Genomic DNA, 12452 nt, shown 5'->3' with positions numbered 1-12452 from the left:
AGTTCAGCCAGCCCCCCGCCGGTCAGCGGATCGGCGGCGCATAGTGCAGGCCGCCGAGATTCCATTGCGCGTTGAGGCCGCGCGGCATCTTCAGCGGGCTGCCGTCGCCGACGTTGCGGGCGAAGATCTCGCCATAGTTGCCGACCTGGCGCACCATCTGCACCACCCAGTCGCGCGGCAGTTGCAAGTCCTTGCCGGCGTCGCCCTCGCTGCCGAGCAGGCGGGCGACGTCCGGGTTGCGGCTGTCCCTGGCCTGGCGCTCGACGTTGCTCGAGGTGACCCCCAGCTCCTCCGCGTTGAGCAGGCCGTACAGGGTCCAGCGGACGATGTTGAACCAGGCTTCGTCGCCCTGCCGCACGGCCGGGCCGAGCGGCTCCTTGGAGATCACTTCCGGCAGCACCACGTACTGGTCCGGCTTGGCCAGCTTCAGGCGCTGGGCGTAGAGCTGCGACTGGTCGGAGCTGAGCACGTCGCACTGCCCCGCCTCCAGGGCACGGGCGCTCTTCTCGTAGCTGTCGTCGAGCACCGCCTTGTAGCGGATGCCGTGCGCCCGGAAGTAGTCCGCCACGTTCAGCTCGTTGGTGGTGCCGGACTGGATGCACACCGTCGCGTCCTTCAGTTCGCGGGCGCTGGACACGCCGAGCTTGCGATTGACCAGGAAGCCCTGGCCGTCGAAATAGGTGACGCCGGTGAAGTGGATGCCCAGCGCGGTATCCCGCGAGCTGGTCCATGAGGTGTTGCGCGACAGCAGGTCGACCGTGCCGGACTGCAACGCCGAAAACCGCTCGGTGGCGGACAGCGGGGTGAAGCGCACCTTCTCGGCGTCGCCGAACAGCGCGGCGGCCAGCGCCCGGCAGATGTCGACGTCGAGCCCCTTGAAACGGCCCTTGGCGTCGGCGTAGGAGAACCCCGGCAGGCCGTCGCTGACGCCGCACTGCACGTAGCCCTTGCGCTTCACCGCATCCAGCGTCGCACCGGCCTCGGCCGTGGCGCTGGCGCCGAGGCAGACGGCGGCCAGCAGCAGCCAGGTACCTTTCATTATTGTCATCTGTTCGCCACTCCCTTCGCCGCCCCTGGGTGAACCGCCGGCCCCGCGCCGGTCGCTTCCCGGGCCGGTCGCCGCACTGTAACCGCAAGCGCCGCGGCACCGGCAGGGGCAGCCGGCGGTGCGACGGCGGCGGGCGACGAACGGCGTGCCCGGCGCACTTCCCTTAGCAAAGCGCATCCGCGGGAAATTGGCGAATGCATGATCTGCGACAATCTGGCCGACTTGCGAGCGGGAAAGCGCCTGTTGTCGAATGGTCCTCCCATTCCGAACGCATATGCCCCCTGCCTGGAGCCGTTATGAGCGAACCCCTGATCCTCGATGCCCCGAATGCCGACGCCTGCATCATCTGGCTGCACGGCCTGGGCGCCGACCGTACCGACTTCAAGCCGGTGGCCGAAGCCCTGCAGGTGGTCCTGCCGAGCACCCGCTTCATCCTCCCCCAGGCGCCGAGCCAGGCGGTGACGGTCAATGGCGGCTGGGTCATGCCGAGCTGGTACGACATCCTTGCCTTCAGTCCGGCGCGGGCCATCGACGAAGACCAGTTGAACGCCTCCGCCGACCAGGTCATCGCCCTCATCGATGAACAGCGCGCCAAGGGCATCGCCGCCGAGCGGATCATCCTCGCCGGTTTCTCCCAGGGCGGCGCGGTGGTCCTGCATACCGCCTTCCGCCGCTACGCCCAGCCGCTCGGCGGGGTGCTGGCGCTATCCACCTACGCGCCGACCTTCGACGACCTGGCGCTGGACGAGCGCCACAAGCGGACTCCGGTCCTGCACCTGCATGGCAGCCAGGACGACGTGGTCGACCCGGCGCTCGGCCGCGCGGCCCATGACGCCTTGCAGGCGCAGGGTGTGGAGGTGGGCTGGCACGACTACCCGATGGGCCACGAGGTGTCCCTGGAGGAAATCCACGACATCGGCGCCTGGCTGCGCAAGCGCCTCTGACGCGCGCAGCTTCTCTCAGACGGCGTGCAGCCGGTAGTTCAGCGCGTAGCCGCCGAGCAGCTCTTCCAGCGCCGCCCGGCGTCTTTCGTCGAGCGCGGGAACGTGCAGGTGGGCGAGCTGGCCGTGGTGCTCGTCGGCGACCACCTCCACGCGGATATCCTCGGCGATCCTCCGGCTTTCCTCCTCCAGCACCCGGCGGATCGTGTCCAGGCGCAGCGCCGGCTTGAAGGTCTTGCCCACCGCGGTGACCGGCATGCTCTCGATCAGCCAGACATCCTTGGGCACCGCCGCGCGCTCCGGTACGTGGCGGCTGGCGTGTTCCAGCAGCTCTTCCTCGCTGGCGCTGGCGCCGGGCTTGAGCTGGATATACACCACCGGCAGCTCGCCGGCCTTGGCGTCCGGCTTGCCCACCGCCGCCGCCAGGGCCACGGCCGGATGCCGGTGCAGCGCTTCTTCGATCATCTGTGGGTCGATGTTGTGGCCACCGCGAATGATCAGGTCCTTGCTGCGCCCGGTGAGCCAGATGTAGCCGTCCTCGTCGATACGACCGAGGTCGCCGGTATTGAACCAGCCATCGCCGACCCAGATATCGCGGTTCCGGTCCTGTTGCAGGTAGCCCTTGAACACCGTCGGGCCCTTCAGGCAGAGGTTGCCCACCTCGTTCGGCGCGGCATCGCGCAGGTAATTGCCCTCGCCGTCGAGCACCGCGACCTTCACCTGGCAGTACGGCAGGCGCAGGCCGATCGAACCCGGCCGGCGCTCGCCGCCACGCGGGTTGCAACTGGTGCCGCAGGTGCCTTCGGTGAGGCCGTAGCCTTCGATCACCTTGAGCCCGGTACGCGCCTCGAACTGGCGGATCAGCTCCACCGGCATCGGCGCCGCGCCGCACAGGGCGAAACGCAGGCTGGACAGGTCGCGGCCATCGCTGGGGACCTGCAGCAACGCCGCGTAGATGGTCGGCACACCACTGAAGCTGGTGACCCGGTAGCGCTCCACCAGCTTCCAGAAGTCCTGGATCAGGGTCGGATTGCGGTAGCCCTGGGGCCCGGCCAGGAGCACCTGGGCGCCGCGATGGAAGGGCGCCAGGCCGGTAACCATCACGCCGTTGACGTGGAACAGCGGCAGGCCGCAGAGCAGCACGTCGTCCACCCCGTAGTCGGCGTTCAGGCCCATGATCTCGGCCATCGCCACCTCGTTGAAGTGGCTGTGCGGCGCCAGCTTCGGCGTGCCGGTGGTGCCGCCGGTGTGGAAATAGGAAGCGACGTCGTCCGGATGGATCGCCCGTCCGCTCTCCAGGCGGTCTGCCGGGCAGTCGGCGATCAGCGTATCGAAGTCCAGCACGCCCTCCGGCAGCGGCCCGCGCTGGGCCTTGAGCGCCTCGCGCTGCGGCGCCGGCAACAGGTTGGCCGGATCGACCACGACGATCGCGTACAGCTCCGGCAGCTGCGCGCGCAGGCCGGCGACCTTCTGCCACAGGTCGGTGCCGGGGAACGGCGCCAGGGTCACCAGCACCCGGGTGTTGGAGGCGCGGATCAGCTCGGCGATGTGCTCCGGCTCCAGCAGCGGGTTGATCGCATTGACGATCCCGGCAGCCTCGCCGCCCCAGATCACGTAGTGGGTCTGCGGCAGGTTGGGCAGCAGGAAGGACACCGCCTGGTGGCTTTCCAGGCCCAGCCGGTGCAAGGCGTTGGCGGTCTGGGTGACGCGGGCGAACAGCTCAGCATAGCTGATCCGCAACGGTTCTTCGGCGGCGCTGCCATGCAGCAGGCAGCTCAGGGCGATACGCTGGCCGTGGCGCTGGGCCGAGCGTTGCAACAGTTCGTAGGTGCTGGACGGCAGGTCGCGCTGTTCCAGCGGCACGCGTTCCAGGGCTTCGATATCGCTCAGCCCGGCGATCGATGGGGACGGATTCATGGTTTTCTTGTTCTTCCGTTGGTGAGTGGGCGGACACTCGCCGGATCGCTCCGGCACCGTCCCGAAGATGCCACCCCCGTCGTCGCCCTACCGTTGTCTTTTTGTAGCGCGCCGCCGGTCGCACGCACGCACCCTCCCGGAAGCTGCCCCGGGAGCTTCGCGCAGCCGCCTCCAGGCCCCGTCCGGCCAGGCCTGGAAGGCGCCGGCCAAGCATGGATTTCTCCCCGCTGGCAACATGCTTTACACTGGCGCCCGTTCATTCCTTAACCACTACGAGATCGCCGTGCTCAAAGCACTCAAGAAAATCTTCGGCAAGGCCGACGGAACCCAGCCGCAGAGCGGTTCCTCCCCGGTCCCGCAAGGCCCTGCCGGCGCTACCGCGAAAGGTACCGCCCCCACCGGCGAAAAGCCGACCGAGAAACGCCCACGCAAACCGCGCGCCCCGCGCGCCGACAACGAGTCCGGCGCCCCGCGCGCCGTTGAAAAGGCCGAGAAAGGCGAAAAGCCCGCCAAACCCGCCGCCAAAGAAGGCCGGGACGCCAAGCCGCGCAGCGACAAGCCGCGCCGCGAACGCAAGCCGAAGCCGGTGGACAACTGGAAGCTGGAAGACTTCGTGGTCGAACCGCAGGAAGGCAAGACCCGCTTCCACGACTTCAACCTCGCCCCGAGCCTGATGCACGCCATCCATGACCTCGGCTTCCCCTACTGCACGCCGATCCAGGCGCAGGTACTGGGCTTCACCCTGCGCGGCCAGGACGCCATCGGCCGCGCCCAGACCGGTACCGGCAAGACCGCCGCGTTCCTCATCTCGATCATCACCCAGTTGCTGCAGACCCCGCCGCCGAAAGAGCGCTACATGGGCGAGCCGCGCGCGCTGATCATCGCCCCGACCCGCGAACTGGTGGTACAGATCGCCAAGGACGCCGCGGCGCTGACCAAGTACACCGGGCTGAACGTGATGACCTTCGTCGGCGGCATGGACTTCGACAAGCAACTCAAGCAGCTGGAAGCGCGCTTCTGCGACATCCTGGTAGCCACCCCAGGCCGTCTCCTGGACTTCAACCAGCGCGGCGAGGTGCACCTGGACATGGTCGAGGTGATGGTCCTCGACGAAGCCGACCGCATGCTCGACATGGGCTTTATCCCGCAGGTCCGGCAGATCATCCGGCAGACCCCGCACAAGGGCGAACGCCAGACCCTGCTGTTCTCGGCGACCTTCACCGACGACGTGATGAACCTCGCCAAGCAGTGGACCGTCGATCCGGCGATCGTCGAGATCGAGCCGGAGAACGTCGCCAGCGATACCGTCGAGCAGCATGTCTACGCCGTGGCCGGCAGCGACAAGTACAAGCTGCTGTACAACCTGGTGGCGCAGAACAACTGGGAACGGGTGATGGTCTTCGCCAACCGCAAGGACGAAGTCCGCCGCATCGAGGAACGCCTGACCAAGGACGGCATCAGCGCCGCCCAGATGTCCGGCGACGTGCCGCAGCACAAGCGCATCCGCACCCTGGAAGGCTTCCGCGAAGGCAAGATCCGCGTCCTGGTGGCAACCGACGTGGCCGGCCGCGGCATCCACATCGACGGCATCAGCCATGTGATCAACTTCACCCTGCCGGAAGACCCGGACGACTACGTGCACCGTATCGGTCGTACCGGCCGCGCCGGCGCCTCGGGTACCTCGATCAGCTTCGCTGGCGAGGACGATGCCTTCGCCCTGCCGCCGATCGAAGAACTGCTGGGCCGCAAGATCACCTGCGAGATGCCGCCGGCCGAACTGCTCAAGCCGGTACCGCGCAAGCACTGAACGCAGGCGTGGAGAAAAAAGGCGAAGCCATCCGGCTTCGCCTTTTTCGTTTCTGCGACACGCAGGTGCCGCCGTCGGTCATCGAGGCGGGTCGGCGCTTGCCCGTCAATACCTTAAAGTCCAGAATGGACAAATTGTTTACATCCATTCCGGAGATCGCATGAGCGCCGCCACTCCCCTGATCGTCCAGCAGGCCGAAGCCGAGCAACTGCTCGCCCGTATCGACGTCCTCCAGGCCATGCGCCAGCTGTTCCTCGACCTGGCCGCCGGCCAGGCGCTCCAGCCGGCCCAGCAACTGGTGGAGTTCCCCGCCGGTCGCGGCGACTTCATCAACTACCTCGGCGTGCTCGCCCAGGAACAGGTCTACGGAGTCAAGACTTCACCCTACATCGTTCGCGAACAGGGCCCGTTGGTCACCGCCTGGACCCTGCTGATGTCGATGCAGACCGGCCAGCCCTTGCTGCTCTGCGATGCCGCCCGGCTGACCACCGCGCGCACCGCCGCCACCACCGCGGTGGCGGTGGATGCCCTGGCTCCGGCCGAGGCCGGCCGCCTGGCGCTGATCGGCAGCGGACCGGTGGCCCATGCCCACCTGCAATACGTGAAGGGCCTGCGTGACTGGCAGGGCGTGCGAGTCCATTCGCCGTGCCTGGACGAGCGCCGCCTGCAAAGCCTGCGCGCCATCGACGCGCGCGCCGAAGCCGCCGGCAGCCTGGAGGAAGCGCTGGACGAAGCCGATGTGATCCTGCTCTGCACTTCCTCGGCCCGAGCGGTGATCGACCCGCGCCAACTCGAGCGCCCGGCGCTGGTCACCTCGATCAGCACCAACGCGCCCCGCGCCCATGAGGTACCGGCGGAAAGCCTGGCGGCCATGGACGTCTATTGCGACTACCGGCACACCACCCCAGGCTCCGCCGGCGAGATGCTGATCGCCGCCGAACAGCATGGCTGGAGCCCCGAGGCGATCCGCGGCGACCTCGCCGAGCTGCTCAGCGGCCAGGCGCCACGTCCGGAATACCGGCGCCCGGCGTTCTTCCGCTCGATCGGCCTGGGCCTGGAAGACGTAGCCCTGGCCAACGCCCTCTACCGCCTGCGCCAGGCAGGCTGATCGCGCGATGCAGGAGAGCAGCATGATCGAAGCGGATTACCTCGTCATCGGTGCCGGCATCGCCGGCGCATCCACCGGCTACTGGCTGTCGGCCCACGGCCGGGTCGTGGTGCTGGAGCGCGAGGCGCAGCCCGGCTACCACTCCACCGGCCGCTCCGCCGCGCACTACACGGTGGCCTACGGCACACCCCAGGTGCGCGCGCTCACCGCCGCCAGCCGGGCCTTCTTCGACAACCCGCCGGCCGGCTTCTGCGAGCATCCGCTGCTCAGCCCGCGTCCGGAAATGGTGGTCGACTTCAGCGACGATCCGGAAGAACTCCGCCGTCAATACGAAAGCGGCAAGGCGCTGGTGCCGCAGATGCGCCTGCTGGACGCGGAACAGGCCTGCTCGATCGTGCCGGTGCTGCGTCGCGACAAGGTCTTCGGCGCCACCTACGACCCCACCGGCGCCGACATCGATACCGACGCCCTGCACCAGGGCTACCTGCGCGGCATCCGCCGCAACCAGGGGCAGGTCCTGTGCAACCACGAAGCGCTGGAGATCCGCCGGGTCGACGGCGCCTGGGAAGTCCGCTGCGCCGCCGGCAGCTACCGCGCGGCGGTGCTGGTCAACGCAGCGGGCGCCTGGTGCGACACCATCGCCGGGCTGGCCGGCGTCCGCCCGCTGGGCCTGCAACCCAAGCGCCGCTCGGCCTTCATCTTCGCCCCGCCGCCGGGCATCGACTGCCACGACTGGCCGATGCTGGTCAGCCTCGACGAATCCTTCTACCTGAAGCCGGACGCTGGCATGCTGCTCGGCTCGCCGGCCAACGCCGATCCGGTCGAGGCCCACGACGTGCAGCCCGAGCAACTGGATATCGCCACCGGCATGTACCTGATCGAAGAAGCCACCACCCTCACCATTCGCCGTCCGGAACACACCTGGGCAGGGCTGCGCTCGTTCGTCGCCGACGGCGACCTGGTGGCCGGCTACGCCGCCGATGCGGAAGGCTTCTTCTGGGTCGCCGCCCAGGGCGGCTACGGTATCCAGACCTCGGCGGCGATGGGCGAGGCCAGTGCCGCGCTGATCCGCCACCAGCCGCTGCCGGCGCACCTGCGCGAGCACGGCCTGGACGAGGCGATGCTGTCGCCGCGCCGCCTGTCTCCCTGATGACCCGGCGGCGGGTTTGCGGCACACTCGCCTCGCCCGCCGTCCCACGAGAGTTCCTGCGCATGAGCCCGAGCCAAGACCCCAGCCTGGAGAACTACCGGGCGATCGCCGACGGCATCGCCACCCTGTTCTTCCCCCACGCCGAAGTGGTCCTGCACGACCTGCGCAGCCAGCGGGTCGACTACATCGCCAACAACCTGTCCAAGCGCGAGGTCGGCGACGACTCGGCGCTGGAAGACATGCTCGAAGGCGATAGCGACGAGCGCAACATCGGTCCCTACGAGAAGCTCAACTGGGACGGGCAGAAGATCCGCTCGGTCAGCACCGTGCTGCGCGACGCCGCCGGCCAGCCGCTGGCGGTGCTGTGCATCAACCTGAATATCAGCCTGTTCGAGAGCGCCAAGGCGGCGCTCGACCTGTTCCTCTCGCCGAGCAAGCTGATCCCGCAACCGGACGCGCTGTTCCGCGACGACTGGCAGGAGCGCATCAACACCTTCCTGCACGGCTGGCTGCGGCAGCGCCAGCTCGGCTTGAACCTGCTGACCCGCGAGCACAAGCGCGAACTGGTCCTGGCCCTGCACGCCGAGGGCGCGTTCAAGGGCAAGAGCGCCGCCAACTATGTGGCCAACGTGCTGAACATGGGCCGGGCGACGGTCTACAAGCACCTCAAGGAGCTGAAGGAAGGCGGCGACTGACGGCAGCCGCCGCCGGCGAGCGGTCAGTCGCCGTAGATGTCGCTCTTGAAGTACTTGCCCTCGATGCGCTTGTAGGTCCCGTCGGCACGAATCGCGTCGATCGCCGCGTTGAGCTTGCCCACCAGCTCGGCGTCCCCCTTGCGCACCGCGATCCCGGCGCCCTCGCCGAAGTATCTCGGGTCCTTGAACTCCGGCCCGACGAAGGCGTAGCCCTTGCCGCGCGGGGTATCGAGGAAGCCGGTCTGCAACGGGATGGAGTCGGCGAAGGTGGCGTCGAGGCGGCCGGCCACCAGGTCCAGGTAGATCTCGTCCTGGCTGGTGTAGCGCACCACTTCGGCACCGGCCTTGGCCAGCACCGCACTGGCGAAGCGGTCGGCGGTAGCGCCGCGCTGCACGCCGATGCGCTTGCCGGCCAACTGGCTGAAGCTGTCGTCGAGCTGGGCGCCTTCCTTCATCACCAGGCGGCCCGGCGTGAAGTAGTACTTGTGGGTGAAGTCCACCGAGCGCCGGCGCTCCTCGGTGATGGTGATGGAGGACAGCGCGGCGTCTATCTTGCGAACTTTCAGCGAGGGAATCAGGCCGTCGTACTCCTGCTCGATCCACTGGCACTTCACCTGCATCTGCGCGCACAGCGCGTTGCCGATGTCGTAGTCGAAGCCGGCCAGTTCGCCTTCGGCGGTCTTGAAGGAAAACGGCGGGTAGGCGGCCTCGATGCCGATCCGCAGGTTGCCATCGGCGGCGACGGCGGATCCGCTGGCGAGCACGCCGAGCAGCAGGCCTCCCAGCAGGTTCTTGGTGTTCAGCGACTTGATCATGGACGACTCCAGGGGTGACGAAGGTGCGCCCGCGGCCCGGGCGGGAAACAGACGGTGATCCGTCTTTATACTTTTCGTCCAATCTGGACCAAAAAGTATACATCGTCAATCGCCGTCCCTCCTCCGCTACCCCTCCTTACCTCCTTCGAGGAATAGGCCCGCCGACCCGCGGGACTTAGTCTTGAGCCATACACAGCCACCCCGCGAGGTGTTCCGCTACGCAGACATCACCCCCTTGCTCCATTTCAGCTATCACGGTTAAGGCTCTATTTACGCCTGGATCCCCGCGTCACGCTCATGCCGCGGGGATTTTTTCGTCCCGCCGCCGCCCTTCCGAATTCGCTATATAGATAAATAATTCCGAATTGCTCTTAATGGGTATTTACCCTGATGAATATTTCATAGATCGTTATGTAAAAAAATGCATAACGAGATCGCCGCTACCATGCAAAACCTTCTTTCCAACCGGCTGGTCCCCAGCCTGGCACTGTCCCTGGTGGGCGCTGCCACTGCCCAGGCGGAGACGCCGATCGCGCTTCCCGACATGGAAGTCAGCACCTGGGGCAATTCCCTCAGCCCGCCGGACAGCGTCGCCCGCGAAGACTTCCAGCGCTTCGACCGCCGCGACGTCGGCGAGGCGCTGAACACCCTCCCCGGCGTCTACCTGCAAGGCGGCGGCAACCGCAACGAACGCCAGGTCAGCGTACGCGGCTTCGACTCGCGCCAGGTGCCGCTGTTCATCGACGGCGTGCCGGTCTACGTGCCCTACGACGGCAACATCGACCTCGGCCGCTTCCTCACCTCGGACCTGGCCGGCATCGAAGTGTCCAAGGGCTACGCCTCGCTGTTGCAGGGGCCGAACATGCTCGGCGGGGCGATCAACCTGGCGACCCGTCGCCCGACCCGCCCCTTCGAGGCCGGCTTCGGCCTCAGCCAGGGCTGGGCGCGCGACGCAGGGCGGGTCGGCCGGGCGGCGGATTTCTCCCTCGGCGGCAAGGGCCGCCAGGGCTTCTTCCAGGCCAGCGGCGCCTGGCTCGACCGCGACGCCCGCGCCCTCCCCGGCGGCCTGCGCGACAGCGACGACCTGGGTAGCCACGGCGAACGCGCCAACTCGGCCAGCCGCGACGCCCGCGGCACCCTGAAGCTGGGCCTGACGCCCAATGCCAGCGACGAATACGTGCTGACCTACTTCAAGCAGGACGGCGACAAGCAGTCGCCACCCTACGCCGGCAGCGATCCGTCGTTCCAGAGCCGCTACTGGCGCTGGCCGGACTGGAACAAGGAAGGCCTGTACTTCAACTCCAGCACCCAGCTCGGCGAACGCACGCGCCTGCGTACGCGCCTCTACCGCGACACCTTCCAGAACACCCTGGAGCAGTACAACAGTCGCGCCGACCTGGAGGCCCGCAAGGGCAGTCGCAGCCAGTACGACGACTGGTCCGACGGCGCCGGGGTGGAACTCAGCCAGGGCCTGCGCGAGGACGACAGCCTGGCCTTCGCCCTGCACTGGAAGCAGGACGTCCACCGCGAACGCCAGGACCGCGGACCCTGGGGGCGCTTCGAAGACCGCACCTGGTCGCTCTCCAGCGAATACCAGTGGGCCCTTGACGCGGCCACGCGGATGATCTTCGGGGTCAGCTACGACTGGCGGGAAAGCCTGGAGGCACGGGAGTACAAGACCGACCGCCAGGGCCGGACCAGCGAGAAGGAATACCCGGACAACGACGCCGAGGCGTTCAACTGGCAATGGAGCCTGGTGCATCCGCTCGACGAAGCCAGCGAAGTCCAGCTGAACCTGGCCGACCGTAGCCGCTTCGCCACCCTCAAGGACCGCTACACCACCTTCCGCCCCGCCGTCGGCCAGACCGTGCTGGTCAACCCCGACCTCGACCCGGAGCGCGCGCGCCTGGTCGAACTGCGCTACCGCCGCGCCTTCGGCCAGGACACCACGCTGGACCTCGCGCTGTTCCACAACCGGGTGCGCGATGCCATCCAGGCCACCGACCTCGGGCCGAACCTGGCGCAGAACCGCAATGTCGGCGAGATCGTCTACCAGGGCCTCGACCTGGGCCTGCGCGGCAGGCCTGCGCAGCGCCTGGAGCTGGGCGCCAACTACAGCTGGATCGACAGCGACTGGCGCAGCAGCGAGGCCGGCGTGGTCACCGGCCTGCCGCGCCACAAACTGTTCGCCTGGGCCGACTGGCAAGCCCTGGAGCCGCTGCACCTGGTGCTCAGCGGCGAAGCCCGTTCCCGGACCTACAGCGATACCGGCGGCAGCCGGCGCGCCGCCGGCTTCGCGCTGCTCAACCTGCATGGCGAATACCAGGCCAGCCGCGAACTGGCCCTGAGCCTGGCGCTGAACAACCTGGCGGATCGCCGATACGCCTACAACGAAGGATTCATCGAAGAAGGACGCACCCTATGGCTCGGCATGAAATACCGCTATTGAAACGCCTCGCACTGGCCGCCCTGTGCACGGCCCTGCCCGCCCTCGGCGTCGCCGCGGACGCCTCGCTGCACGTGTACGGCGCGGTGCAGCGCGAGCTGCGCCTCGACCTCACCGCGCTACGCCAGCTACCGGCGCAAGACAGCGGCAAGCTGGCGATGGTCTGCCAGTCTGGCGCCCAGGTCGGCGCCGAGCGCGAGTACCGGGGGGTGCGCCTGAGCGACGTGCTGGACCAGGCCGGGCTGGACATGCCCGGCCACCAGGACGCGCGGCGCAGCTATGTGGTCGCGCGCAGTTCCAGGGACGGTTATGCCGTGGTGTTTTCCTGGGGCGAGCTGTACAACAGCGAGGCCGGCGACGAGATCCTGGTGGCCTACCAGAAGAACGGCCTCGCCCTGGATCCTGGCGAAGGCCCGCTGGCGCTGGTCTCGACAGGCGATCTGCGCAGCGGCCCGCGCCACGTCAAGTGGCTCGACGGCCTCGAGGTGGTGCGCCTGCCACGAGGCCCGCTGGCTACGCCCTGAG

Annotated in this window: 10 protein-coding genes; 7 read left to right on the top strand and 3 right to left on the bottom strand. The window is 68.0% G+C overall.

The window, feature by feature from the left end:
* Positions 1–22: 22 nt before the first annotated feature.
* Positions 23–1048: an amino acid ABC transporter substrate-binding protein gene (locus VQ065_RS05750; protein WP_003092927.1), complete on the bottom strand. Its 1026-nt coding sequence runs from the start codon at positions 1046–1048 to the stop codon at positions 23–25.
* A gap of 296 nt (positions 1049–1344) precedes the next feature.
* On the opposite strand from VQ065_RS05750, the gene VQ065_RS05745 reads away from it, so the two are divergent.
* Positions 1345–1992: an alpha/beta hydrolase gene (locus VQ065_RS05745; RefSeq protein WP_003092929.1), complete on the top strand. Its 648-nt coding sequence runs from the start codon at positions 1345–1347 to the stop codon at positions 1990–1992.
* Positions 1993–2007: 15 nt separating this feature from the next.
* On the opposite strand, the gene VQ065_RS05740 is transcribed toward VQ065_RS05745, so the two are convergent.
* Positions 2008–3906, bottom strand: a complete 1899-nt coding sequence (locus VQ065_RS05740) for an acyl-CoA synthetase (RefSeq protein ID WP_003092931.1) — start codon at positions 3904–3906, stop codon at positions 2008–2010.
* A gap of 283 nt (positions 3907–4189) precedes the next feature.
* Between VQ065_RS05740 and rhlB the strand changes: the two genes are divergently transcribed.
* From rhlB to dauR, 4 genes are all read left to right on the top strand, one after another.
* Positions 4190–5713 (top strand): ATP-dependent RNA helicase RhlB, encoded by a 1524-nt coding sequence (gene rhlB, locus VQ065_RS05735; protein ID WP_011666560.1) that lies wholly within the window; start codon positions 4190–4192, stop codon positions 5711–5713.
* 160 nt (positions 5714–5873) lie between these two features.
* A complete protein-coding gene (gene dauB, locus VQ065_RS05730; RefSeq protein ID WP_003092939.1) occupies positions 5874–6821 on the top strand; it encodes an NAD(P)H-dependent anabolic L-arginine dehydrogenase DauB in 948 nt (315 codons plus the stop codon).
* Between the two features lie 22 nt (positions 6822–6843).
* Complete coding sequence (dauA, locus tag VQ065_RS05725; RefSeq protein WP_003092942.1) at positions 6844–7971, top strand: FAD-dependent catabolic D-arginine dehydrogenase DauA; 1128 nt, start codon at positions 6844–6846, stop codon at positions 7969–7971.
* A gap of 62 nt (positions 7972–8033) precedes the next feature.
* A complete protein-coding gene (dauR, locus tag VQ065_RS05720) occupies positions 8034–8666 on the top strand; it encodes a transcriptional regulator DauR (RefSeq protein ID WP_003092943.1) in 633 nt (210 codons plus the stop codon).
* 23 nt (positions 8667–8689) lie between these two features.
* Here the strand turns inward: dauR and VQ065_RS05715 are convergent, their stop codons facing one another.
* Positions 8690–9481, bottom strand: a complete 792-nt coding sequence (locus tag VQ065_RS05715) for an ABC transporter substrate-binding protein (RefSeq protein WP_003092944.1) — start codon at positions 9479–9481, stop codon at positions 8690–8692.
* A gap of 445 nt (positions 9482–9926) precedes the next feature.
* On the opposite strand from VQ065_RS05715, the gene VQ065_RS05710 reads away from it, so the two are divergent.
* On the top strand, positions 9927–11930 hold the full coding sequence (locus VQ065_RS05710) for a TonB-dependent receptor plug domain-containing protein (protein WP_031629581.1): 2004 nt from the start codon (positions 9927–9929) through the stop codon (positions 11928–11930).
* On the top strand, positions 11927–12451 hold the full coding sequence (locus VQ065_RS05705) for a molybdopterin-dependent oxidoreductase (RefSeq protein WP_003092946.1): 525 nt from the start codon (positions 11927–11929) through the stop codon (positions 12449–12451). Before VQ065_RS05710 ends, VQ065_RS05705 begins: the two co-directional genes overlap by 4 nt.
* Position 12452: the final 1 nt, after the last annotated feature.

This window comes from Pseudomonas sp. KBN10P06128 (assembly GCF_037574945.1).
GTDB classification, from domain to species: Bacteria; Pseudomonadota; Gammaproteobacteria; order Pseudomonadales; family Pseudomonadaceae; genus Pseudomonas; species Pseudomonas aeruginosa.
Note: the sequence above shows the minus strand (reverse complement) of the source record. Positions and strands in the feature narration are given on the sequence as shown.